Raw genomic sequence first — 22,153 nt, 5'->3', positions numbered from 1 at the left:
GGCGCGCTGCTCGTTCCTCGCAGCTCCAGCGGTTCGTTCCTCACCGCTGCCGGGCTTCGCCCGGGCGCCTTGCCTCGCTGTCGCTCGGCCCATGGGAGCCGAGCAACTCGGCAATGGAGTGAATCCTCGGTGTTAGACGCCGATGGTGGCGATGGGTGCCGAGGTCGGCTGCTGCGAACCGCCGGCGGGCTCGACGGTGACCGCGATGCGGTTGGCGGCGTCGACGCCCTTCATGATCATGGTGCCGGCAGTGGTGAACGTGCCCTGGGATATTGGTCCGGAGTCGTCGATCATCCACAGCTGGTAGACCTTGCCGTCGGCCGGTGCGGCCATTCCGCTGGTCACGACCACGGCGGAGTCGCTCGACACGGACGAGACCATCCGCATGGTGCCGCCGCCGTCGAAGGACTTGGTCTGGGTGTAGGCGTCCGACGCGCCGAGCACGGTGCTGATCTCCACGTTGCGCTCGCTCATCGACTGGGCGCGCAACTGTTCGGTCTCGGCGCGTTGGTGCTCGATGACGTAGCCACCCACGCCGAAACCACCGACGAGCACGGCAGCGGCGACCGCCACGCCCGGCAAGGTGCGACGGAATCGGCCGACCGGCTCGGACTGCAGCACTCGGTGCTGACGGGTGTCGGCGATCTCGGTCATGAGTCGTTCGCGCAGCAGCGGAGGGGGAGCCTGGTGGAGCGACTCGCCCAGCCGTCCCGCAGTGGCGGCGAAGCCGGCCACCTCGGCGCGGCAATCGGCGCAGTCCTCGAGGTGGGCCTCAAAACGGGCCCGTTCGAGCGGCTCGAGGGCGTCGAGCGCGTAGGGAGCGGAGAATGTGTGAAGGTCGATGGTCATGCTTGCACCCCCATGCAGTCGCGCAGACGGATGAGCCCGTCGCGCATGCGCGTCTTGACGGTGGCCTGGTTGGCGTCCAGGAGCTCGGCGACCTCGCCGTAGGTGTGTCCCTGGTAGTAGGCGAGCACGATGGCCTCTCGCTGGATCTCGGTGAGTCCGTCCAGGCACCGACGTACCTGTTCGTGCTCAAGGCTGATGGAAACTGATTCCTCGACGACGTCGAAGTCCGGACCATTGGTCCAGTCGTACTTGCGTTCACGATCGGACGCAGCCTGGTCGTGGCGCACCGCGTCCACAGCGCGACGGTGAGCCAGAGTCAGCAGCCACGATCGGGCCGAGCCTCGGCTGGGATCGAACCGCGACGAGTTCTGCCACACCTGGACGAACACCTCTTGGGTGACCTCCTCGGCGCGCGACGGATCACGAATGACACGACGGGCCAGGCCGAAGACTGCGGACCCCATCTGGTCGTAGAGGGTGCCCAGAGCGGCTTCGTCCCCGTGGCCGACCCGTACGAGGAGACTGGAGAGATCGACGACCTCGGGAGTCTCGAAGACCGAGTCCTGCGCTGCGTGCAGCTGGATCGGGTCGTTCACCGGTTCGCCTCCTTCGGTTCGCTCGTCATGATCTGTCATGGTCTATTCGCCGCCAAGGACTCGAGGGTTGGGTGCGCGTCTGAACAATTCTCAGAGGAGGTCGTCCGCGGATCGGTCCGCGGACTGACTGATTCTACGCCGATCATGCACTGATCGCGGGCCCCCCGCGGGTGGGCTACCGTTCCTTCATGGCCTCAGACAGCGCTGCACCGGCGACCTTCGACCCCGCAGATCCACTGTCTATCGACGATCTGTTGACGCCCGAGGAGATCGCGGTACGCGGCTCGGTGCGCTCGCTGCTCGCCCAGCGCGTCGATCCGCACATCGCAGGCTGGTTCGAGGACGGCGGCGTCGACGACCCCCGGGCGCTCATGAAGGAGTTCGGTCGTCTCGGCCTCCTCGGCATGCACCTCGACGGCTACACGCTGCCGGGGATGTCGTCCGTGGAGTACGGGCTGGCCTGTGTCGAGCTGGAGGCCTGCGACTCGGGCATCCGCTCCATGGTGTCGGTGCAGGGCTCCCTGGCCATGTTCGCCATCTGGCGCTGGGCCTCCGAGGAGGAGAAGCAGCGGTGGCTGCCCGGCATGGGCAGCGGCGACCTCGTGGGCTGCTTCGGTCTGACCGAGCCCGACCACGGCTCCGACCCGGCCAACATGCGCACCAAGGCCCGCCGCGACGGCAGCGACTGGGTGATCGACGGCACCAAGCTGTGGATCAGCAACGGCACCTTCGCGGACGTGGCCGTCATCTGGGCCCAGACCGAGGAGGGGATCCGCGGTTTCGCCGTCCCCACCGACGCCCCCGGGTTCACGGCCAACCTCATCAAGCACAAGATGTCCTTGCGCGCATCGGCGACGGCCGAGCTGGTCCTCGAGAACTGCCGGGTGCCCGACAGCGCCATGTTCCCGGAGGTGCGCGGGCTCAAGGGCCCGCTGTCATGCCTGTCCGAGGCCCGGTACGGCATCGTGTGGGGCGCGATGGGTGCCGCTCGATCCTCTTTCGAGGCGGCTGTCGAGTACTCCAAGACCCGCGAGCAGTTCGGTCGTCCGATCGGTGGGTTCCAGCTCACCCAGGCCAAGCTCGCCGACATGTGTCTCGAGTTGCACAAGGGGCTGTTGCTGGCCCTGCACCTGGGACGTCGCAAGGACACGGTCGGACTGACGCCCGAGCAGGTCAGCTTCGGCAAGTTGAACAACATTCGTGAAGCGCTGGACATCTGTCGCACGTCGCGCACGATCCTGGGCGCCAACGGCATCTCGCTGGAGTACCCGGTCATCCGGCACATGAACAACCTCGAGTCGGTCCTCACCTACGAGGGCACGTCCGAGATGCACATGCTGGTGCTCGGTCAGGCCCTCACCGGTCAGAACGCCTTCTCCTGAGGTGGCCTCTCCGAAGATGGCTGGGCCTCGACCGGGTCAGCCCCGGCTGGATTCCTACGTCCGTCTCGACGAGCCGCGCGCCGCGGTGCTCCTGTTGCACGGCGGTCAGCAGAACAACACCGAGCCCGTGGAGAACAAGCACGCCAGCTGGTGGCGCATGGCGCTGCTGGCCCGATCGTTGCGACGCTTCGCCCGCCGCGAAGGATTCGACCTCGACCTGCTGCAGTACCGGCTGCGCGGCTGGAACGGTCCCACCGATCCGTCGCCCGTTGGCGACGCGCGGTGGGCACTGGACCGGATCCGCGAACGGCACCCGGGTGTGCCGATCGTGCTCGTCGGGCACTCCATGGGCGGGCGGACCGCGTGCCGGGTCGCCGATGCACCCGGCGTGCTGGGCGTCGTCGGCATGGCGCCGTGGCTCCCGGAGGGCGAGCCGGTCTCGGCCCTGGCGGGGTCGTCCTTGCACGTGCTGCACGGCACGGCCGATCGGTGGACCTCGGCGCGGGCCAGCAAGGACTTCGTCGACCGCAGCGAGTCGATCGCCCGATCCGTGTCGTGGCAGTCGTTGCCCGGTGCCGGCCACTTCATGTTCCGGCAGGTCTCGGCGTGGCGGGAGTTCGTGGAATCCTCGATCGACCGCATCTTGGGGGAGAGCGCGTGAACGAACCTGTGGCCTGGCTGATGGGCCTGTCGGCTGTCGCCGTGGCGGGATACGCCGGGTGGCACACATTGCGCGACCGGCCGTTCTCCAATCCGTTGTTCTACGCGATCTCGGTGCTCGAGCTGGCGCTGCTGGCCCTTCTGGTCGGATCGTCGGTGGCGCTCGGCCGAACCGACCGGGACGTCGACGGTGTGCTGTTCGTGTCCTACCTGGTGACCGTGGTGGTCATACCGCCGGCCGCCGTCTTGTGGGGCATCGCGGAGAAGTCGCGCTGGGGGACCGGCGTCGTGGCGGTCGCCCTGGTGACGGTCGCGGCGCTGGCGGGCCGGTTGCACGGAATCTGGGAGGGAACCATTGTCTGACACGAGTACAGGAACAGGATTCGGCCGGGTGCTGGTCGCCATCTATGCGATCTTTGCCGTGGCGGCCTCGGCACGGTCCATCACCCAGCTGCTGACCAGGGCATCTGATGCTCCAGTTGCCTACACGCTCTCGGCCATCGCCGGCGTGGTCTACCTGGTCGCCACCTGGGCGCTCGCGACCGGTCGTCGCTCTCTCGCCATCGCCACGATCGGTTTCGAGCTGATCGGCGTGATCGGTGTCGGCCTCCTGACGGTCCTCGACGCGGCGCTGTTCCCGGACCAGACCGTCTGGTCCGACTTCGGGGCGGGCTACCTGTTCATCCCGTTGGTGCTGCCCTTCGTCGGCCTGTGGTGGATTCGACACACCGCACCCAGATCCGCTCCCGGCGAGCGATAGGTTCCACGCATGGTCCGCTACATCGACATCCACCCCGAGAATCCTCAGCAACGCGCGGTCGACCAGGCGGTCGCGGTGCTCGCCGAGGGCGGCCTGATCGCCTACCCGACCGATTCGGGCTACGCCCTGGGTGCGCAGATCGGCAACTCCGATGCGCTCGACCGGATCCGGGCCATCCGCCAGCTCGACGACAAGCACCACTTCACCCTGGTGTGCCGTGACTTCTCCCAGCTGGGCCAGTTCGTCCACGTCGACAACGCGGTGTTCCGTGCCGTTAAGGCTGCGACACCGGGGCCCTACACGTTCATCCTGCCCGGCACCCGAGAGGTGCCGCGCCGGCTCCTGCAGGCGAAGAAGAAGACGGTGGGAGTCCGCATCCCCGATCACCGCATCGTGCAGGCCCTGCTCGAGGCGGTGGGGGAGCCGATTCTGTCCACGACGTTGCTGCTGCCCGGCACTGCCGACGAGCCCGGCGATCGCATGATGACCCAGGCGTGGGAGATCGCCGAGGAGCTCGACGGCCGCATCGACGCCGTGATCGAGTCGGGGGTCGAGGTGACGGCCGAACCCACGACGGTGGTGGACCTCAGCGACAACGTGGCCGAGATCGTCCGCGTCGGCGCCGGGGACACCACACCGTTCGAGTAGGCCGGGGCGAACCGTCCGAGCTCACCGCCGCCGGTGATCGACGCGCGAGTTCCGCGGACCGCGACGTTCGGGCCGCACGTGGGGGCTCATCTGCAGCAGCCGCACGACGTGACCGCGGTGCGGGCGGTAGGGCTCGAGGAGAGCCGGCACGTCCGTGTCGGCGACGCGGGCACCGGTCAGGGCCGTCCCGACGAGGTCGGCCAGGTGGTAGTCGCCCCACGACGCGGCATCGGGATCTCCGAGGGCACGGATCCCCACCTCCGCCACGGTCCAGGCGCCCACACCCGAGATCGACCGCATCGCGCGATAGACGTCGGCCGTCGGTGCCGTGGCGACCAGCTCGTCGAACTGATCTCCGACACGTGCGACGGCCTGGAGGGTGCGGTAGCGCTGCGGGTCGACTCCCGCGAGGTGCCAGTCCCAGGAGGGGATCTGGGCCCACTGCTGGGCCGAGGGCACCACGCGCATCGGGACCGGCGTCGGGCCCGGGGCGGGGGAGCCGAACCGGTGCAGCAGACGTCGCCACGCCGCGAAGGCGTCGACGCCGAGCACCTTCTGCTCGATGATCGCCGGCACGAGGGCTTCCATCAGTCGTCCGGTGGCCGGAGTGCGCAGTCCGGGAAACCGGCGATGCGCATCGGCCACGTTCGGGTGGCAGCCGGGCGGTGGGGCGAACGGAGCGTCGCCGAACCAGCGATCGAGCTGGTCGAGCAGCTCGGCGGCGCCAGGGCCCCAGGCCTGGGCGTCGACGTGGGCGTGGTCGTCCTGTCGGAGCCGCATCGTGGCTGCTCCGGTCGGCATCAGGGTGGTGCGCCAGATGAACTCACCGGTGATGTGGTGGGAGGGATCGCCGGGGCCACGACGCAGGTGAGCCAGCGAGCGACGCAGGTCGACAGGTCGATCGAGAACCACCCGCCGGCTGTGCTCAGTGTTCATGCCGTCGGCGACCGAACAGGCGACGGAGGCGTCCGGGCCGGCGTCTCGGGGGAGCGGGGTCCGCTTGCTCCCTGGTTCGGCGGAGACGGTCCTCCCGGCGTTGGGTCCACCGCTCGACCTCGAGGTCGACGTCGCGCACGGGTGTGATGACCGGGGGACCGCCCTGCAGCTGACGCCGGGCCCCGACGACTCGCCGGTTGAAGTCGTCGAGCGTGGTGCGCACGTCGTCGGCACGGGCCCAGCGGTCGAGCTGCTCGTCCAGCTCGGCGTCCTCGCGGCGCAGAGCCAGAGCTGCTGGAAGCACCGTGATCTGCTCACGCTCGATCAGGTTCTTGATCCACCAGTCCGGATCGTGGGTCTGGTCGATCCCGGGTAGCGGCTTGCCGGCACCGGGGAGGTCGTCGAACTCGCCGCGTTCCATGGCCGCTCGGATCTGCAGATCGACCCACAGACCCTGGTTCTCGAACCTCTGGCCAGGATGTGCCTCGGGCTCGTCCCTGGCGGCGGCCTCGGCCTCGAGCTTGCGCTGGTACTCGAACTCATGACGATCGCGGGCGTTCATCGCATCACCTCGCGATCCATTCTACGAGCACCCATCCGACCAGCTCAGGGTCGGACGCGGTTCTGTGAGCCACCGATCACTAGGGGGATCGAGGCGGCGAGCACGGCAGCCAGCAGCAGCATGGTGCCCGGCCCGTCGAGGGCGCCCAGCAGGATGGTCCCGAGAAAGGGAGCGGCGAAACCGATGTAGGTCAGGCTGTAGAACACTGCGTTGACCATGCCGAGATCGGCCGGGGCGGCCACCTCCTCGACCGTGCGCAACCCTCCCACGAGGATGAATCCGTAGGCGACGCCGAGCAGCACGGCGATCGGCGCGGCCAACCAGCCCGCGCCCGTCTCGGCCGCGACTGCGCCGAGGAGAAGGCCGAGCACTCCAGAGGTTACCCCCAGCATCAGGGTGGTGGTGATTGTCAATCGGCGAGCGAGTGGCTGCAGGGCCACTCCAGTGCCCAGCGTGAGCGCGACGAGTGCGCCTCCGACGGCAATCTCCGGGCCGGGCACGTCGACGATCGCAGGGACAGTCGTGAACGCCAACGAGGCTCCTCCGAAGACCCAGGGAGCCGTGGGGACGACCTGCAGGAGGAAGCGTGGCCTGGTCAGCGCGTGGCGAACCCGTGACGCCTCGGTGTGCGTGCCCTTCACCCGCGCCAGAGGTGGTTCGGTGGCGTTCCACATGATGATCGCGATCGCCACGGTCAGGACGAGGTGCGGCACGTAGGGCAGGACGGTGGCCGCGGGCGCCCACTGGGCGAAGAGTCCGGCGACCAGGGGACCGGTGGCGAATCCCGACGACAGAGCGATCGCGGCTCGTCTGGCACCTGGGCCGGCAGGACCCGTGGTGAGCTCCTTGACCCAGGCAGTCCCGGGGGCGAACGCTGCTCCCGAGGCGATGCCTGCGAGCAGTCGGCCGATCAGCAGGACCGTCAGGTTCGAGCCGCCGACCATCAGCACCACGGTGGCGATGAAGGACAGCACGAGCACGGGCCGCAGCACGCGTCGTCGACCGATGCGGTCCGAGACCGGCGCGACCAGGAGGAGCGCCGGTACGAGGCCGATCGCATAGGCGCCGAACAGGGCGGTGACCTGCCCGTCCGTCGCGCCGCCCTCGATCCGGTAGACCGGTAGGAGTGCTGCGAATTGATTGGCGCCCCAGCCCACGACGAACAGGGCGAGTGCTGCGCGGGTCCACGGGGGGAGTCGCGTCAGGTCTGGCACCGAGTCAGCCTAAGGCGCACGGGCGCGCCCCCGTCACGCCCGCCTCGTTTCCGGGACGATGCAGGCGCGCTTGCTGGCTCGGGACCGTTGAGTGCGTGCAGAATTTCGCCATCGAGACTCTCGTAGCGTCTCGCATGGAAGCGGTGGGTCAGCGTCCTGTCCGACCCCTTGACAGGACGCTGACCCACCGACACCCACTCTGAAAGACCGCTATGTCACCGCCCGCTGCGCGCCTCGGGATCCCTGGGGCTTGGAGCCACTGTTTCGCTGGCCTCCACCGAGGGACCGCGCTTTTCGAGCCCGTAGCCTTGCGCGCGTGAGTGAATCCCTGGACGTGCTGCGCCGTGTGTTCGGCTATGAAGAGTTCCGCGGCGACCAGGGCGAGATCATCGAGCACGTCGTGTCCGGGGGAGACGCACTGGTGCTGATGCCGACCGGTGGCGGCAAGTCATTGTGCTACCAGATCCCCGCGCTCGTCCGCGAGGGCGTCGCCGTGGTGATCTCGCCGCTGATCGCGCTGATGCAGGACCAGGTCGACGCTCTCCTGGCGCTCGGGGTGCGCGCCGCCTTCCTGAACTCGACCCAGGACCAGGCGACGCGGCGTGAGGTGGAGGAGAAGTTCCTCGCCGGTGACCTCGACCTGGTCTACGTGGCGCCCGAGGCGCTGGGCGGGGGAGCGTCGCCCACGATGCGTCTGCTCGAGCGCGGCTCGATCTCCCTGTTCGCGATCGACGAGGCGCACTGTGTCGCGCAGTGGGGCCACGACTTCCGGCCCGACTACCTGGCCCTGTCGATGCTGCACGAGCGATGGCCCGACGTGCCTCGCATCGCGCTGACGGCGACCGCGACGGCGCAGACCCACGCCGAGATCGCCCAGCGGTTGAACCTTGGGGAAGCGCGGCACTTCGTCGCCAGCTTCGACCGCCCCAACATCCAGTACCGCATCGTGCCCAAGAACGAACCCCGCAAGCAGCTGGTCGAGCTGCTGCGCACCGAGCACCCCGGCGACGCCGGCATCGTGTACTGCCTGTCGAGAAAGTCCGTGGAGCAGGTGGCCGAGCTGCTCGTGCGCAGCGGCATCGAGGCGCTGCCGTACCACGCGGGACTGGACGCAGGAACCCGAGCGCGCAATCAGTCCAGGTTCCTGCGCGAGGACGGCCTGATCATGGTGGCGACGATCGCATTCGGCATGGGGATCGACAAGCCGGACGTGCGGTTCGTCGCCCACCTCGACCTGCCCAAGTCAGTCGAGGGCTACTACCAGGAGACCGGTCGCGCCGGCCGTGACGGTCTGCCGTCCACCGCATGGCTCGCGTACGGCCTGGCCGACGTGGTCCAGCAGCGCAAGATGATCGACGGATCTCAGGGCGACCTCGCCCACCGCCGGATGCTCGCCGCACACCTCGACGCGATGTTGGCGCTGTGCGAGACGATCGCGTGTCGTCGCGTCAGGTTGTTGGCGTACTTCGGCGAGGCAGCCGATCCCTGTGGAAACTGTGACACCTGCCTGAATCCGCCCGAGTCGTGGGACGCGACCGTCGCGGCCCAGAAGCTGCTGTCGACCGTGCTGCGCCTGCAGCGCGAACGCGGGCAGTCCTTCGGTGCAGGTCAGTCCATCGACATCTTGCTGGGACGAAACACCGAAAAGGTGACACGCTTTCGTCATGGCGACCTGACGGTGTTCGGCATCGGGTCCGAGCTGTCTGAGCCGCAGTGGCGAGGTGTCGTGCGGCAGTCACTGGCTGCCAGGCTGCTGGCCGTCGAGGGGGAGTACGGCGTCCTAGCCCTGGGGGAGGAAAGTGGCCCGGTGCTGCGCGGCGAGAAGTCCGTCATGATGCGGCGCGAGCCTGTCGCCCGGGCGACACGTGCGACCCGCGCCACGGCGAACGCCGACGTCGCGGAACTGCCTGCCGCCGCGGAGTCGGTGTTCCAGACGTTGCGGGCCTGGCGCGCCGCGACAGCCAAGGAACACGGCGTGCCCGCCTACGTGGTGTTCCACGACGCGACGCTCAAGCAGATTGCACTCGAAGAGCCCGCCACCCTGGATGCACTCAGCGGCGTCAGCGGTGTGGGTCAGGCGAAGCTGGAGCGGTACGGACAGCAGATCCTCCACGCTCTCGTCGACGGCTCTCCGCATTAGCGGACAGCCTGCGTATCAAGTCCGGCGGAACAGTTCCGCGAGCGCTGGGATGTCGTCAAGCCTGCAGTGCGGAGTCTGTATCCCGCAAACGGCTACTTCGTGGGTCAGTTTGGGACAAGATGGCCTCGCACGACGCGCGGGGGTGTGCGGCATCGTCAGGGAGGGCACGTGAGCGGTCAGTGGTGGAAGCTGTATCTGGGCGGGGGCGCGCTGGCGCTGGTCGTCTATTTCGTCATGCCGGACGGCGTCCCTCAAGGTGTCCTGTACCTGGCAGTCGGGGCCTCGTGTGCCGTGGCGATCATGATCGGGGTCCGGCTTCACCGCCCTCGCCACAGCCTGCCGTGGCTGCTCATGGCTCTGGGTCAGGTTGCGTGGGTCTCGGGAGATGCGCTCTACAGCTGGTACGAGGACGTGCGACAGGTCGACCCGTTCCCGTCCCCTGCAGACGGGCTCTACATAGCGGCCTACCCCTTGCTTGGGGCGGGACTGGCCGTGCTCATTCGCGCGCGTCGCCGCGGGCCCGACGCAGCCGGACTGATCGACAGCACGATCGTCACGATCGGCTTTGGCCTGCTCACGTGGGTCGTAGTCGGCGCCCCGATCATCAACGGAACGAGCGCGCCGGTCATCGACAGGCTCGTCGCCGTCGCCTATCCGGCAGGCGACATCTTGCTGCTGGCGCTTCTGGTTCGGCTCATCACCGCGTCGGGTGACCGAACCGCGGCGTTCCGCTTCCTCACCATGGCTCTCGTTCTGCTGATCGCCGCCGACACCATGTTCGCCGCGACCGAGCTTTCCAACGGCTACAGCACCGGGCTGGACCTCTTCTGGCTCGCTTCGTATCTCTTGTGGGGGGCGGCGGCACTACACCCGTCAATGACGTGGTTGTCCGACGAGACCACCCAGGAGTCGCAGCCTTTCAGCCGCAGACGTACTGTCGCGCTGACGGCCGCCGTGCTGGTCGCCCCGCTCACCCTCGCAGCCCAGCTGACCTTCGGCATATCGCCTGACAGCTGGGCGGTGATCGTGTGCTCGATGGCCCTGTTCCTGCTCGTCGTCGCCCGGATGAGCCTGGCCATCCGTGCGGTCCTCGCCACGGTGTCGCAGCGCGATCGGCTGCAGAGCGTGCTGTCTCACGAGGTCGCCCACGACTCGCTGACCGGACTGGCCAATCGTGCCTCGGTGCTCGCGCAGATCGAGGGCGCGTTGCACCGCGGACAGCGCGCCGGAACGCTGTCCGCACTGCTGTTCATCGACCTCGACCGGTTCAAGACCGTCAACGACAAGCTGGGGCACTGCGCAGGTGATGACGTGCTGCGCGAGGCAGCTCGGCGGATGGACGAGTCCGTCCGCGAGGGAGATACGGTCGGCCGGCTCGGGGGCGACGAGTTCGTCGTGCTGTTGGAGCTGTTGGGCTCCGAGACGGAGGCAGTCGACCTCGCCGACCGTATGATCAGGACGCTGGCCGCTCCGTTCACCGTCGGCGGAGTGACCATCACCGGTGGCGCCAGCATCGGCATTGCCTACAGCATGGATGCCGGAACGGACGCCCATCAGTTGTTGCACGAGGCCGACGTCGCGAGCTACCGGGCGAAGGCTTCGGGACGCGGCCGATCGCACGTATTCGGTGACGCGCTGCGTCGTGAGCTCAACGAACAGGCGGCGCTCGAGGCCGCGCTGGGCGATGCGCTCACGAAGGGGGAGTTCGCTCTGCACTATCAGCCGGTCATTGCGGTCGATACCGACATCGTCGCCGGGTACGAGGCGCTGATCCGTTGGCACCGGCCAGGTCACGGCTTGCAGCAGCCCGACACCTTCATCCCAGTGGCAGAGAAGTCCGACCTGATCTGCGACATCGACCGCTGGGTGCTGGGCGAGGCCACCGACCAGTTGTCCCGGTGGATCGACGAGGAGCCGACGCGTTACGCGGATGTGACCGTGGCAGTCAACATCTCCGGCAGGCACCTCGCGGACTCCGGCATCGTCACCGACGTCACCAGTGCGCTCGCCAGCTCCGGATTGCCCGCGCACCGCCTCGTGCTGGAGATCACCGAGTCCGTGCTCATCGACGTGCCGACAGCGACGACCCGCCTCGTCGCACTGAGGGGGATAGGAGTCTCGATCAGTATCGACGACTTCGGCACCGGCTACACGTCGATAGCCCAGCTTCAGATGCTTCCGGTCGACACGCTCAAGATAGACAAAGAGTTCGTCACGTGCACCACGCCCGGAGCGCGTGACCTGTTGATTCTCATGATCACCGCCGCGCACCGCTGCGGGCTGCACGTGGTGGCTGAAGGCGTCGAGACCGAGGAACAACTGCAGGTCCTGCGCAGTCTCACCGTCGACTCGGTGCAGGGCTTCCTGTTCGCGTGCCCCCAGCCGGCCCGCGTCATCCAGGGCCGGCTGGGCACCGGCCGCGATGCTCCTCGGTCACGCGCACAGGGCCGTTAGTTGACATAATGTGCATTATCGGACATAGAATGCCCAGAGAAGTTGGGGTCCGCCAACCCATCTCCAGGTGTCGCGATTCGGCCAGCAGTCAGCTCTTGCTGAGCTCCTCGGCAAGCATCACGATGATGCCGCTGGGTCCACGGAGATAGGTGAGCTTGTAGATGTCGCCGTAGGTCGCCACTCCGCGCAGTGGGTGGCAGCCGTGCCTCGCGGCGATCTCGAGAGCCAGGTCCAGGTCGTCGACCGAGAAGGCGACGCGATGCATGCCGATCTCGTTGGGCTGGGTGGGCTCCGTCTCGATCGCGTCGGGGTGGATGTACTCGAAGAGCTCGAGGCGACCGGTGCCGTCAGGCGTCTCGAGCATGGCGATGTTGGCGTGGTTGCCGTCGAGGCCGACGGCGGTGTCGGTCCAGTCTCCACTGACCGTGTCACGGCCGAGGACGGTCAGCCCGAGGTCGGTGAAGAAGGCGATCGTCGCATCGAGGTCGCGGACGGCGATGCCGATGTTCTCGAGTTTGATGGGCATGCGAAGCACGCTATCGGAATCAGCCGCTCGGTCGTCAACGCTGCAGGTCTCGACCTGCTGGACCACATGCCGACGTGGCAGTTGCCCGCGCTGGACGGGAGACCTCTCGATGCGGCAGGCTGTGCCCATCTGCCGCGAGGGCACACCTGAGCCCTCGCACCGTCTCGACGACAGGACCTTCATGGAGCCGTTCCCCGCCAGCCCCGAGCCCGAACCCTCAGCGCAGACCAAGGGACCCGCTCCCGCCTCCGTGACGACGGCGGTCAAGCTCATCTGGATCAGCGTCGCCGTCGGCGTCATCTCGACCATCGTGACCTTCGCGTTCCTCGATGACCTCGTCGACACCGCGATGGACAGCGGGACGGGACTCGACCGCGATGCTGCCCGCACGAGCGTCATCATCGGCGCCGTCGTGGGCATCGTCTTCAGTGTCGCCATCGCGGCCGTGTTCGCCTACTTCATCGCCAAGGGAGCCAACTGGGCGCGCATCGTCTACACGATCTTTGCTGCCCTGGGCATCGTGTTCAGCCTGTTCGGGCTGCTCGGCTCGCAGCCGATCATCCTGCTGCTGCTCACCGTGGTCAGCCTGGTGCTCTCGGTGGCGATCCTGTACTTCTTGTTCCGCCCAGAGTCCAACCGCTACTTCAGCGGTCAGCGCCCCGCCGTCTGAGGCAGAGACACCGCGACCCCGGACCCTCCACGATGGTGGAGGGTCCGGGGTCGCGGTGAGTGGCTCAGGCCTCTTGCTGGCCCACGGCGAACTGCACCGCGCCATCAGGGGTGACCTGGGCGTCAAGAATCTTGTCGTCCAGCATGACGGAGGCAGACTCGTCGAGGAAGACGCGCGCGCCTGCCTCGTCGAGGACCTGGTCGCCGTCCTCGGGTGCAGCGGCGGCCGCGAGCAGCAGGCCAGGACCGTCCTCGCCCTCGGTCTGCGTGCTGATCCGCAGGCCTGCCTCGTCGCTGGGTGCTTCGGTCTCGGTGAGCTGCTTGACGACGTCTGCAGCGGTTTCGGTCAAGGTGAGCATGAATATCTCCTGACACATCGGGTGCAACGAAAACGTCCACTCTTCCTCATGTGCCGTCAGATGCAAATCAGGGGTCGACGACGGTGAAGTCGACCAGGCGCCCGAGCTGGTGGGCGTACAGGATCGGCAGATCGAGATCCTCGGCCACCTCGAGCGCCTCCCGTGATGGCCCGTGCACGGGTGCGACCACTGCTGGGCCTGACGTGCCGAACACGGCAAGCCCCTCAGCATTGGGCCGGAATCGCAGACCAAAGACGATCCCGTCGAATCCGTGATGGCGGAGGGCACGGGCCCATGCCTGGGTGCGCCCATAGGTCGTGACCTCGTCGTCCAGCAGATCCGCAACCCGGGGACGTTCGGGAAGAGTGACCGTCGAGGCGATCCGCTGACGCAGGAATCCCTCCGTCACGAATCCCTGGTCGTACAGGTCGGGGCCGACGACCTCCATCAGGGCTGCACGGTCGTTCTGGGCCAGGTAGCAGGTGCCGTCGGGAGCGGACAGATCCCAGCGTCCTCCCTGCCCGGCGCCAGCGCGACCTGCGTCGTGTGGTGGTGAGCAGGCGACTGGGAAATCCGGTCAGGTCCCCCGGAGGTCTCTGACGGCTCGCGTCGCGCCTGCTCACGCGGCCCAGCGGGCGACCGTGCCGGCCGCATGGGACAGGACAGTGTCCAGGTGGCCGGCGTCGAGCAGCTTGAGCGCGCTCACTCCCCCGAGCGCCTCGCGCTCGGTGACGAACCACAGCGCGAGCGTCCACGGGTCGGGCGCCTCCTCCGCGCGCAGCACGTCGAGCACCGCGCGCACGTCGGCACGTCACCCGGACTCGTCGAACTGGTAGATGGGGTGGACCCATCGACCGTCCGCGGTCCGCGCGGCCACGATGGTGCCGCGCTGACGGCGATCAGCCAGCTGCTGGCGACTGATGTCGAGCACGGCCTGCACTCCACCGGACGTGTAGACGGGGCCGATCAGGTCTGGCAAGGGCGACGTGGGGCGTCGGGCATGGATGCCGTGCTCGACGAACTCCTCGGGATCTGGCAGAGCGCCCTGGTCGATGCGACCGCTGCGCAGCAGTGCCAGCAACCGCTCGCGGTAGACGTCATGGTCGACATAGCTCAGTCAGCGGACAGGAACACTCGCAGCGCCGAGGCGAAGGCATCTGGCCGTTCGGAGTGGACCCAGTGCCCGGCGCCCTTGACCGTGACCAGCGTCGTGCGGGGAAACAGGGCCCGCATAGTCGGTTCATCGGCCTCGCGCACGTAGTTCGACCGCTCTCCAGCGATCCACAGCACGAGTCCGTCGAAGTGACCCGCGACCTCGGGAAATCCGCCGATCGTTCCCAGATCACGCCGGAGCACATCCAGATTGGCCTGCCAGCCGAATCCGTCGGGGCCGTTGCGCAGGTTCTGCAGCAGGAAGCCGCGCACGCGCGGATCATCGATCGAGGCCGTGAGCCGTTCGTCGGCCTCGCCACGACGATCCAGAGTCGTCAGGTCGAGCTCGGCCAGGCTGCCCAGGAGGTGCTCGAACTCCCCCGCCCCCTCACTGGCCGACGGCGAGATGTCGACGACGACCAGTCGGCGCACGAGATCGGGATGGCGCAGTGCCAGCATCATGGCGACCTTGCCGCCCAGCGAGTGGCCCACGAGGTCGAACGGCGCCCGATCCCCGACAGCGTGAGCGATCAGGTCGGCGTAGTCGGCGTAGTCGACGCGCTCGGTCCAGCCCGAACGACCGTGATCGGGCAGGTCGACGAGCACGGACTGGAAGTCCGGCGCGAGAGCCTTCGCCGCCTGGGTGAAGTTCTTGCCCTGGCCGAACAGTCCGTGCAGGAACACGACGGGTGGCCCCGCTTCGCCGATCGTCGTGACATGGATCTGGGGTGCGCTGCTGTTCACGTCCTCACACTAGGTCGCGAGCGCCGCCTCGATGCGGTCGGCCAGCAGACCCATCCAGTGCCCGGCCTGGGCGGGGTCGCCGCCGTCGAGGAAGTAGTGGTCCCGTCGCGGCACCACGTGGTGCTCGACCGGAACGCCGGCCTCGGACAGGCGTGCGGCGTACGCATCGCCCTCGGCTCGCAGCGAGTCGTACTCAGCCGTGATCACGACGCTCGGCGGCAGACCTACGACGCTGTCGACCAGCACGGGCGAGGCATACGGCTCGCTGCGGCGGGCGACATCGCGAAAGTAGGTCGCCCGCACGAGCCGCAGCAGGCCTGGGCCGATCATGGGTCGTGCGATGGTCGACGGCTTGCCGTGGATGTCGCCGGCGACGTCCAGCGACGGCACGCCCAGCACCTGGAGCCGAGGCGCCGCGCTCGATCGATCGCGAGCCTGCAGGCAGGCCGACGCCGCGAGGTTGCCCCCACCGCTGAATCCGCCGATCGAGATGCGGTCCGCGTCGAGCCCCCACTCCCCCGCATGCTGGGTGAGCCAGACCAGCACGTCGTGGGCCTGTTCCTGCGCCACCGGGTACCGCACCCGGGGTGCTGCGAGGTAGTCGACATTCACGACCGCGACGCGAGCGCGGTCCACCACGAATCGGCAGAAGAAGTCGTCCATCTGCGGGTATCGCATCATGAACGCGCCGCCGTGCAGGTGGATGTGGACGGCCGGGTTCTCGATGCCCGGAGGTCGGTACACGTGGACCTTCACCCGACCGTGGCGCGTCGGCACCCGCAGGCGCTCGGGTCGAGGGAGGTCGCTTCCGGCGAGGCGCAGATCCTCGCCGTAGCGCACGGTCAGTGGCGCGAGCAGGCCGGAGAGCGCGGCGTAGCCGTCGGCGAACAGTGCCATGGGACGAACAGTGCCATGGGTTCATGATGGACCACATGCTGATCACTCGTTTCGGACATGCCGCACTCCTCGTCGAGAGCGCCTCGACGCGCATCCTGATCGACCCGGGCAGCTTCTGCGGTGACGCCGTGTTCGCGCTGACCGACCTCGACGCGATCGTCGTGACCCACCAGCACCCGGACCATCTCGACGTCGACCGGGTGCCAGCGCTGCTCGCGGGCAATCCCGGCGCCGTCCTGCTCAGCGACCCCGAGACGGCCGAGCTGGTGACATTCGGCACCTGGATCCCGAACGCCGACGGGCTCGAGACCATGATCGGCGATCTGCGGATTCGCGGTGTCGGCGCTCATCACGCAGTGATCCTGCCGGAGATTCCACGCATCGCGAATGTCGGAGTCACGATCGATGACGGCACCACGACGGTGTTCCATCCCGGTGACACCTACGAGTACGCACCGAACGACGTCGACATCCTGGCCGTGCCGCTCGGCGCCCCCTGGGCCAAGCTGAGTGAGACCGTCGACTTCGTGCAACGGATCGCACCCACCACGATCCTGCCGATCCATGACCTCACCATCGCCGAGGGCGCCTACGACCTGTACTGGGGTCAGGTCTCGACCCATGGCGGTGCTGCGGACGCTCGACGGCTGGCCCAGGACGAATCGACCCGGGTCTAGTTGTCCTTCTCGACCCCGTTGCGCAGGCACCAGGCAGCGACAGTGCCGCCGAGTGCACCGAACAGGTGCCCCTCCCACGAGATGCCGACCTGCCCCGGCAGGACGCCCCACAGAGCGCTGCCATAGGCGATGAAGACGGCGACGCCCAGCGCGATCTGCCCCAGGCTCCGGGCGAACACGCCGCGCAGGATCAGGTACGCGATCCAGCCGAACACGATGCCCGACGCCCCCACGTGCACCGTGAAGGCCGAACCGACCAGCCACACCCCCAGGCCCGACGCCAACCACACCACTGCGGTCACGGCGAGGAACGTGCGAACTCCCGACATCGCGAGCAGGAACCCGAGCACCAGCAGCGGTACCGAGTTGCCGATCAGATGGGCCCAGTCCGAGTGGATCAAGGGACCGAACAAGATCCCTGACATGCCCGCATCGGAACGCGGACGGATCCCGTTGCCCTCGAATCGACCGGGCAGCACGGCGTCCAGGCCTTCGACCAGCCAGAGAACTGCCACGAAGCCTCCGGCGAGCACGACGGACTGACGGGCGGCAAGCAACGTCGAGGACCTCACCCCGCCACGATATCGAGGGGTCGGAAGTGCCGAGCTGATCGAGGTGATCGTCGATCCGGACCGGGTCGGTATCCTCGGTCTGGTCGGCAGCGGGCTGACGGTGATCGGTGTCCTGATCGCTGTCGTGGTCCGCCCGGCACGTTCATAGGTATCTCATATATGAGATAAGGTGGAGGAATGTCTGACGTCAGCGCAATCGAGCAGGACTATCTCACTCGCATCGGCGACCTCATCCACGAGGCCCGCCAGCATAGAGGCCTCACTCAGGCCGAGCTGGCCGCCGAGCTGAGCAGCAGCCAGAGCGCGGTGAACCGCATCGAGAAGGGTCAGCAGAATCTGACCCTGGAGATGTTGGCTCGCATCGGCAACGTCCTGAACTCCGAGCTGGTCAGCGTCGGCAACTCCACTGGCCCCAGCCACCTGCGGGTCAAGGGCGGGACCCAGCTGTCCGGCTCGATCGACGTCAAGTCCAGCAAGAACGCCGGCGTCGCGCTGCTGTGTGCCTGCCTGCTGAACGCCGGGACCACGGTGCTGCGCAAGGTCGCTCGCATCGAGGAGGTCAACCGGCTGCTCGAGGTGCTGGAGTCGATCGGTGTCAGGGCCACCTGGCTCAACGACGAGAACGACCTGGAGCTCGTCGTTCCCGCCAAGCTCGATCTCGCCTCGATGGACGCCGATGCCGCCCGACGCACCCGCAGCATCATCATGTTCCTCGGTCCCCTCATGCATCGCTACGACGACTTCGAGCTGCCCTATGCCGGTGGCTGTGATCTCGGCACCCGCACGGTCGAGCCGCACATGACGGCCCTTCGACCCTTCGGCCTCAAGGTCGTGGCGACCGAGGGCAGCTACCACGCCACCGCGGCCGAGGACGTCCAGATCGAGCGTCCCATCGTCCTGACGGAGCGCGGTGACACCGTGACCGAGAACGCGTTGCTCGCCGCGGCCCGCCACAACGGCGTCACGGTCATCCGCAACGCCAGTCCCAACTACATGGTGCAGGATCTGTGCTTCTTCCTGCTCGAGCTCGGCGTCGGCATCGAGGGAATCGGCACCACCACGTTGCGGGTCACCGGATGCCAGGAGATCAACCGCGACGTCGAGTACGCGCCCAGCGAGGACCCGATCGAGGCCATGAGCCTGATCGCGGCGGCCATCGTCACCCAGTCGAGCATCACGGTGCGACGCGTGCCGATCGAGTTCATGGAGATCGAGCTCGCCCTGCTCGAGGAGATGGGCTTCACCTACGACCGCAGCGAGGAGTATCCGGCCGAGAACGGCCGTACCCGGCTGGTCGACATCACCACGTACGCCTCGGAGCTGCACGCCCCGATCGACAAGATCCACCCCATGCCCTTTCCGGGCCTCAACATCGACAACCTGCCGTTCTTCGCGGTCATCGCGGCGACCGCGACCGGTCAGACGATGCTGCACGACTGGGTCTATGAGAACCGCGCGATCTACCTGACCGAGCTCAACAAGCTCGGTGCCCAGGTCAAGCTGCTCGACCCGCACCGGGTGCTCATCGAGGGTCCGACGCGCTGGAGCGGCACCGAGATCGTGTGCCCGCCGGCACTGCGACCGGCCGTGGTCATCTTGCTGGCGATGCTGGCGGCCAAGGGCACCTCGGTCCTGCGCAGCGTCTACGTCATCAATCGTGGCTACGAGGACCTCGCCGAGCGACTCAACGCGCTGGGTGCGCAGATCGAGACCTTCCGGGACATTTGAGTCCTGAGGCCCTAGCGTGTCGGATGTGTCACGCACTGGGTACCTCGACGAGCCGGCACCGATCGGTTTCGCGCACCGCGGCGGTGCGCGAACCGGCACCAACCTCGGCATCGAGAACTCCCTGGAGGCCATGACCGATGCCGTGGCCCGCGGATTCACCTACCTCGAGACCGATGTGCGGTGCTCGGCCGACGGAACCGTGCTGCTCGTCCACGACGAGACCCTGGAGCGACTGACGGGAACTCCGGCCGCCGTCGCCGACCTGACCGATCGTCAGTTGGCCGACGAGCGTCTCGATGATCGCGCCGCTCTCCCCCGCCTCGTCGACGTCCTGCAGGCGCTGCCTGAGGCACGGCTCAACATCGACATCAAGTCCGATGACGCGATCGAGGCGGCCTGCGAGGTCATCGTCACCGAGAACGCTGTCGATCGGGTGTGCCTGGCGTCGTTCTCGTATCGACGGTTGCGACGCATCCGACGCCTGCTTCCCGGCGTCGTGACCGGGGCCTCGACTCTCGAGGTCGCACTCGTCATGCTGCTGCCCGTGGGCCTGCTCACCAGGCTCGGCCTCCCGCACGCTCGTTGCCTCCAGGTGCCGGTCGCGACCCGCGGGCTGCCGATCACCACGGCCCGATTCGTGGCCAGGGCACGTCGCCTGGGACTGCCGGTCCACGTGTGGACGGTGGACGAGGCCGAGGAGATGCACCGCCTGCTCGATCTCGGGGTGGACGGCATCATCACCGACCGCACCGATGTCCTCGCCGACGTCCTGCGCGCTCGAGCCGTCTGGCCCCCCGAAAACCGGAAGGACACACCATGAGCAGCACCCCCGCCGTGGCCGATGCCACGCGCCGCGGTCCCGTGATCGCCTGGAGCCTGTGGGACTGGGGCTCGGCCTCGTTCAACGCGGTCATCGTGACCTTCGTCTTCTCGGTGTACCTGACCGACGCGGTCGGCGACGACATCGGCGGCCCCCTCTCCGCCAGCTCCTGGCTGGGATTCTCCATCGGAGCAGCGAGTCTGCTCATCGCCGTCCTGGCGCCCGTCCTGGGTCAGCGCTCTGACGCATCAGGACACCGCAAGCGATCGCTTGCCCTGCTGACGTTGTCGGTCGTGGTCGTGACGGCCTTGATGTTCCTGGTGGAGGACTCTCCTGACTTCCTGTGGTTGGGCCTGGCGCTGATCGCTGTCGGCACGGTCCTGTTCGAGCTCGCCCAGGTGCCGTACTTCGCGATGCTGCGCCAGGTCTCGACGCCTGAGACGGTCGGCCGTGTCTCCGGTCTGGGCTGGGCCTTCGGCTACCTGGGTGGCATCGTGCTGCTGCTGATCGTCTACGTGGGGCTGATCTCCGGCGACGGTGGTCTGCTCGGGGTGTCGACCGAGAACGGTCTCAACATCCGGTGGGTCGCGCTGGTCGCTGCTGCCTGGTTCCTCGCGTTCTCGATCCCGGTCCTGCTGGCCGTTCCCGAGCTGCCGGCCGAGGCCAGTGCGGTGCCCGACGTCGGCTTCGTGGAGTCCTATCGCGTGCTGTTCGCCGAGCTGCGCACCATGTGGCGTGACGACCGGCCCACGGTGCAGTTCCTGATTGCCAGCGCGCTGTTTCGCGATGGCCTCTCCGGCGTGTTCACCTTCGGCGCCGTCATCGCGGTCAGCGTCTACGGATTCACCGACGACTCGGTGATCCTGTTCGGGATCGCGGCGAACGTCGCGGCCGCCGCAGGCGCCATCATCGCTGGCCGACTCGACGACCGCCTCGGTCCGCGTCGCGTCATCACGGTGTCGCTGATCTCGATGCTCATCGCCGGGATCATCTTGCTGTTCGTGCAGGGGATGACGGGTTTCTGGATCTTCGGTCTCGTGCTGGTGCTGTTCGTCGGCCCCGCCCAGTCGGCGTCGCGCACCTATCTCGTGCGACTGACCCCGCCGGGCAAGGAGGGCCAGCACTTCGGCCTGTACGCCATGACGGGCCGGGCCGCCTCGTTCCTGGCCCCCACGCTGTTCGGCGTGTTCGCCTTCGTCGGTGGCGACGACCGCTGGGGCATCCTCGGCATCATGCTGGTGATCGGCATCGGCCTGCTCGCGCTGACGAGAGTGCCACCGCTGGTCGGCGACCGCGCTCTTTCACAGTAGGCTGATGGATCGACGCTACGCAGATCGACATCGCTCAGGGGAATCTCAAGCGGGTCTCGTACGTTGTGGAGACTGAGAGCAACCACGAAAGGGGTCTCATCATGGCTGAACGTGCACTGCGAGGTGCTCGACTGGGAGCGCAGAGCTTTGAGGACGAGCGCGGAGTCGAGATGGCCCCCCGTCAGGAGATCGAGTACGTCTGCGCCGATGGCCACACGTTCACGGTGGTCATGGCCGACGAGGCCGAGATCCCGCTGGAGTGGGAAGACCCCAAGACCGGGCACATGGGCCGCCTCGTCAACGGAGCCGAGCCAGAGTCCAAGAACGAGAAGCCTGTGCGCACGCACTGGGACATGCTCCTGGAGCGTCGATCGGTCGACGAGCTCGAGGACATCCTCACCGAGCGCCTCGAGCTGCTGCGCGGTGGCGAGATCGGACCGCCGCACCTGCACCGGGCCTCAGCGCGCAAGCGCCGCAAGACTGCCTGATCGGATCGGG

Annotated in this window: 25 protein-coding genes and 1 pseudogene; 13 read left to right on the top strand and 13 right to left on the bottom strand. The window is 67.7% G+C overall.

Annotation, left to right across the window (positions count from 1 at the left end):
- Window positions 1–132 precede the first annotated feature (132 nt).
- Window positions 133–849 carry an anti-sigma factor gene (locus tag ACHAA3_RS15465; protein ID WP_435709953.1) on the bottom strand — a complete coding sequence of 239 codons (717 nt, stop codon included), beginning with the start codon at window positions 847–849 and terminating at the stop codon, window positions 133–135.
- On the bottom strand, window positions 846–1,445 hold the full coding sequence (sigK, locus tag ACHAA3_RS15460) for an ECF RNA polymerase sigma factor SigK (RefSeq protein ID WP_435709952.1): 600 nt from the start codon (window positions 1,443–1,445) through the stop codon (window positions 846–848). The genes ACHAA3_RS15465 and sigK overlap by 4 nt, the downstream gene beginning before the upstream one ends.
- 188 nt (window positions 1,446–1,633) lie before the next feature.
- Between sigK and ACHAA3_RS15455 the strand changes: the two genes are divergently transcribed.
- The 5 genes from ACHAA3_RS15455 to ACHAA3_RS15435 are packed head-to-tail and all read left to right on the top strand — an operon-like array spanning window position 1,634 to window position 4,895.
- Window positions 1,634–2,827 (top strand): acyl-CoA dehydrogenase family protein, encoded by a 1,194-nt coding sequence (locus ACHAA3_RS15455; RefSeq protein ID WP_435709951.1) that lies wholly within the window; start codon window positions 1,634–1,636, stop codon window positions 2,825–2,827.
- Window positions 2,828–2,843: 16 nt separating this feature from the next.
- Window positions 2,844–3,488, top strand: a complete 645-nt coding sequence (locus ACHAA3_RS15450) for an alpha/beta hydrolase (RefSeq protein WP_435709949.1) — start codon at window positions 2,844–2,846, stop codon at window positions 3,486–3,488.
- Complete coding sequence (locus tag ACHAA3_RS15445; protein WP_435709948.1) at window positions 3,485–3,850, top strand: hypothetical protein; 366 nt, start codon at window positions 3,485–3,487, stop codon at window positions 3,848–3,850. Before ACHAA3_RS15450 ends, ACHAA3_RS15445 begins: the two co-directional genes overlap by 4 nt.
- Window positions 3,843–4,247 (top strand): hypothetical protein, encoded by a 405-nt coding sequence (locus ACHAA3_RS15440; protein ID WP_435709947.1) that lies wholly within the window; start codon window positions 3,843–3,845, stop codon window positions 4,245–4,247. The genes ACHAA3_RS15445 and ACHAA3_RS15440 overlap by 8 nt, the downstream gene beginning before the upstream one ends.
- 9 nt (window positions 4,248–4,256) lie before the next feature.
- A complete protein-coding gene (locus tag ACHAA3_RS15435; protein ID WP_435709946.1) occupies window positions 4,257–4,895 on the top strand; it encodes an L-threonylcarbamoyladenylate synthase in 639 nt (212 codons plus the stop codon).
- A gap of 21 nt (window positions 4,896–4,916) precedes the next feature.
- Here the strand turns inward: ACHAA3_RS15435 and ACHAA3_RS15430 are convergent, their stop codons facing one another.
- From ACHAA3_RS15430 to ACHAA3_RS15420, 3 genes are read right to left on the bottom strand one after another with little or no spacing between them, the layout of a single operon-like run.
- Complete coding sequence (locus tag ACHAA3_RS15430; protein WP_435709945.1) at window positions 4,917–5,831, bottom strand: DNA-3-methyladenine glycosylase family protein; 915 nt, start codon at window positions 5,829–5,831, stop codon at window positions 4,917–4,919.
- The gene (locus ACHAA3_RS15425; protein ID WP_435709943.1) at window positions 5,821–6,393 is read right to left on the bottom strand and encodes a DUF1992 domain-containing protein; all 573 of its coding nucleotides are present in this window, start codon (window positions 6,391–6,393) and stop codon (window positions 5,821–5,823) included. Before ACHAA3_RS15425 ends, ACHAA3_RS15430 begins: the two co-directional genes overlap by 11 nt.
- A 44-nt stretch (window positions 6,394–6,437) precedes the next feature.
- Window positions 6,438–7,607, bottom strand: coding sequence for an MFS transporter (locus tag ACHAA3_RS15420; protein ID WP_435709942.1), 1,170 nt, complete (start codon window positions 7,605–7,607; stop codon window positions 6,438–6,440).
- Window positions 7,608–7,923: 316 nt separating this feature from the next.
- On the opposite strand from ACHAA3_RS15420, the gene recQ reads away from it, so the two are divergent.
- Window positions 7,924–9,747: a DNA helicase RecQ gene (gene recQ / locus ACHAA3_RS15415; RefSeq protein ID WP_435709941.1), complete on the top strand. Its 1,824-nt coding sequence runs from the start codon at window positions 7,924–7,926 to the stop codon at window positions 9,745–9,747.
- A gap of 168 nt (window positions 9,748–9,915) precedes the next feature.
- The gene (locus ACHAA3_RS15410; protein ID WP_435709939.1) at window positions 9,916–12,201 is read left to right on the top strand and encodes a putative bifunctional diguanylate cyclase/phosphodiesterase; all 2,286 of its coding nucleotides are present in this window, start codon (window positions 9,916–9,918) and stop codon (window positions 12,199–12,201) included.
- A gap of 88 nt (window positions 12,202–12,289) precedes the next feature.
- Here the strand turns inward: ACHAA3_RS15410 and ACHAA3_RS15405 are convergent, their stop codons facing one another.
- A complete protein-coding gene (locus tag ACHAA3_RS15405; RefSeq protein ID WP_435709938.1) occupies window positions 12,290–12,727 on the bottom strand; it encodes a VOC family protein in 438 nt (145 codons plus the stop codon).
- Window positions 12,728–12,836: 109 nt separating this feature from the next.
- Between ACHAA3_RS15405 and ACHAA3_RS15400 the strand changes: the two genes are divergently transcribed.
- Complete coding sequence (locus tag ACHAA3_RS15400) at window positions 12,837–13,397, top strand: hypothetical protein (RefSeq protein ID WP_435709937.1); 561 nt, start codon at window positions 12,837–12,839, stop codon at window positions 13,395–13,397.
- Between the two features lie 64 nt (window positions 13,398–13,461).
- On the opposite strand, the gene ACHAA3_RS15395 is transcribed toward ACHAA3_RS15400, so the two are convergent.
- The 6 genes and pseudogenes from ACHAA3_RS15395 to ACHAA3_RS15370 form a co-directional block, all read right to left on the bottom strand.
- Complete coding sequence (locus tag ACHAA3_RS15395; protein WP_435709936.1) at window positions 13,462–13,755, bottom strand: Fe-S cluster assembly protein HesB; 294 nt, start codon at window positions 13,753–13,755, stop codon at window positions 13,462–13,464.
- 67 nt (window positions 13,756–13,822) lie between these two features.
- Window positions 13,823–14,275: pseudogene (locus ACHAA3_RS15390) on the bottom strand (RES family NAD+ phosphorylase); the annotation flags it as partial.
- A 99-nt stretch (window positions 14,276–14,374) separates the two neighbouring features.
- A complete protein-coding gene (locus ACHAA3_RS15385; protein WP_435709934.1) occupies window positions 14,375–14,539 on the bottom strand; it encodes a hypothetical protein in 165 nt (54 codons plus the stop codon).
- A gap of 27 nt (window positions 14,540–14,566) precedes the next feature.
- Window positions 14,567–14,836, bottom strand: a complete 270-nt coding sequence (locus tag ACHAA3_RS15380) for a hypothetical protein (RefSeq protein WP_435709932.1) — start codon at window positions 14,834–14,836, stop codon at window positions 14,567–14,569.
- A 32-nt stretch (window positions 14,837–14,868) separates the two neighbouring features.
- Window positions 14,869–15,651: an alpha/beta fold hydrolase gene (locus ACHAA3_RS15375; protein WP_435709930.1), complete on the bottom strand. Its 783-nt coding sequence runs from the start codon at window positions 15,649–15,651 to the stop codon at window positions 14,869–14,871.
- 9 nt (window positions 15,652–15,660) lie between these two features.
- The gene (locus ACHAA3_RS15370; protein WP_435709929.1) at window positions 15,661–16,548 is read right to left on the bottom strand and encodes an alpha/beta hydrolase fold domain-containing protein; all 888 of its coding nucleotides are present in this window, start codon (window positions 16,546–16,548) and stop codon (window positions 15,661–15,663) included.
- A 35-nt stretch (window positions 16,549–16,583) separates the two neighbouring features.
- Here ACHAA3_RS15370 and ACHAA3_RS15365 point away from each other — a divergent pair, with 35 nt between their 5' ends.
- The gene (locus tag ACHAA3_RS15365) at window positions 16,584–17,225 is read left to right on the top strand and encodes an MBL fold metallo-hydrolase (RefSeq protein ID WP_435709927.1); all 642 of its coding nucleotides are present in this window, start codon (window positions 16,584–16,586) and stop codon (window positions 17,223–17,225) included.
- Here ACHAA3_RS15365 and ACHAA3_RS15360 read toward each other — a convergent pair.
- Complete coding sequence (locus tag ACHAA3_RS15360; protein ID WP_435709925.1) at window positions 17,222–17,797, bottom strand: rhomboid family intramembrane serine protease; 576 nt, start codon at window positions 17,795–17,797, stop codon at window positions 17,222–17,224. The genes ACHAA3_RS15365 and ACHAA3_RS15360 overlap by 4 nt on opposite strands.
- A gap of 177 nt (window positions 17,798–17,974) precedes the next feature.
- Here ACHAA3_RS15360 and ACHAA3_RS15355 point away from each other — a divergent pair, with 177 nt between their 5' ends.
- From ACHAA3_RS15355 to ACHAA3_RS15340, 4 genes are all read left to right on the top strand, one after another.
- The gene (locus ACHAA3_RS15355) at window positions 17,975–19,525 is read left to right on the top strand and encodes a UDP-N-acetylglucosamine 1-carboxyvinyltransferase (protein WP_435709923.1); all 1,551 of its coding nucleotides are present in this window, start codon (window positions 17,975–17,977) and stop codon (window positions 19,523–19,525) included.
- Window positions 19,526–19,550: 25 nt separating this feature from the next.
- Window positions 19,551–20,345 (top strand): glycerophosphodiester phosphodiesterase family protein, encoded by a 795-nt coding sequence (locus tag ACHAA3_RS15350; RefSeq protein WP_435709922.1) that lies wholly within the window; start codon window positions 19,551–19,553, stop codon window positions 20,343–20,345.
- Entirely contained in the window at window positions 20,342–21,655 is a 1,314-nt protein-coding gene (locus ACHAA3_RS15345) for an MFS transporter (RefSeq protein WP_435709921.1), read from the top strand. The genes ACHAA3_RS15350 and ACHAA3_RS15345 overlap by 4 nt, the downstream gene beginning before the upstream one ends.
- 101 nt (window positions 21,656–21,756) lie before the next feature.
- Complete coding sequence (locus ACHAA3_RS15340; protein WP_435709920.1) at window positions 21,757–22,143, top strand: RNA polymerase-binding protein RbpA; 387 nt, start codon at window positions 21,757–21,759, stop codon at window positions 22,141–22,143.
- The last annotated feature ends 10 nt before the right edge of the window (window positions 22,144–22,153 follow it).

The sequence above is a fragment of the Aeromicrobium sp. CF3.5 genome (assembly GCF_051262695.1).
Classification (GTDB): Bacteria; Actinomycetota; Actinomycetes; order Propionibacteriales; family Nocardioidaceae; genus Aeromicrobium.
The sequence above is the reverse complement of the archived record's forward strand: the minus strand, read 5'-3'. Positions and strand labels throughout refer to the sequence as shown.

What these genes read in the sequence shown, in the direction of transcription:
- ACHAA3_RS15465 (WP_435709953.1), bottom strand. Translation starts at nt 849, where the DNA reads ATGACCATCGACCTTCACACATTCTCCGCTCCCTACGCGCTCGACGCC.
- ACHAA3_RS15455 (WP_435709951.1), top strand. Translation starts at nt 1,634, where the DNA reads ATGGCCTCAGACAGCGCTGCACCGGCGACCTTCGACCCCGCAGATCCA.
- ACHAA3_RS15450 (WP_435709949.1), top strand. Translation starts at nt 2,844, where the DNA reads ATGGCTGGGCCTCGACCGGGTCAGCCCCGGCTGGATTCCTACGTCCGT.
- ACHAA3_RS15435 (WP_435709946.1), top strand. Translation starts at nt 4,257, where the DNA reads ATGGTCCGCTACATCGACATCCACCCCGAGAATCCTCAGCAACGCGCG.
- ACHAA3_RS15430 (WP_435709945.1), bottom strand. Translation starts at nt 5,831, where the DNA reads ATGAACACTGAGCACAGCCGGCGGGTGGTTCTCGATCGACCTGTCGAC.
- ACHAA3_RS15425 (WP_435709943.1), bottom strand. Translation starts at nt 6,393, where the DNA reads ATGAACGCCCGCGATCGTCATGAGTTCGAGTACCAGCGCAAGCTCGAG.
- ACHAA3_RS15405 (WP_435709938.1), bottom strand. Translation starts at nt 12,727, where the DNA reads ATGCCCATCAAACTCGAGAACATCGGCATCGCCGTCCGCGACCTCGAT.
- ACHAA3_RS15400 (WP_435709937.1), top strand. Translation starts at nt 12,837, where the DNA reads ATGCGGCAGGCTGTGCCCATCTGCCGCGAGGGCACACCTGAGCCCTCG.
- ACHAA3_RS15395 (WP_435709936.1), bottom strand. Translation starts at nt 13,755, where the DNA reads ATGCTCACCTTGACCGAAACCGCTGCAGACGTCGTCAAGCAGCTCACC.
- ACHAA3_RS15370 (WP_435709929.1), bottom strand. Translation starts at nt 16,548, where the DNA reads ATGGCACTGTTCGCCGACGGCTACGCCGCGCTCTCCGGCCTGCTCGCG.
- ACHAA3_RS15365 (WP_435709927.1), top strand. Translation starts at nt 16,584, where the DNA reads ATGCTGATCACTCGTTTCGGACATGCCGCACTCCTCGTCGAGAGCGCC.
- ACHAA3_RS15355 (WP_435709923.1), top strand. Translation starts at nt 17,975, where the DNA reads ATGTCTGACGTCAGCGCAATCGAGCAGGACTATCTCACTCGCATCGGC.
- ACHAA3_RS15345 (WP_435709921.1), top strand. Translation starts at nt 20,342, where the DNA reads ATGAGCAGCACCCCCGCCGTGGCCGATGCCACGCGCCGCGGTCCCGTG.
- ACHAA3_RS15340 (WP_435709920.1), top strand. Translation starts at nt 21,757, where the DNA reads ATGGCTGAACGTGCACTGCGAGGTGCTCGACTGGGAGCGCAGAGCTTT.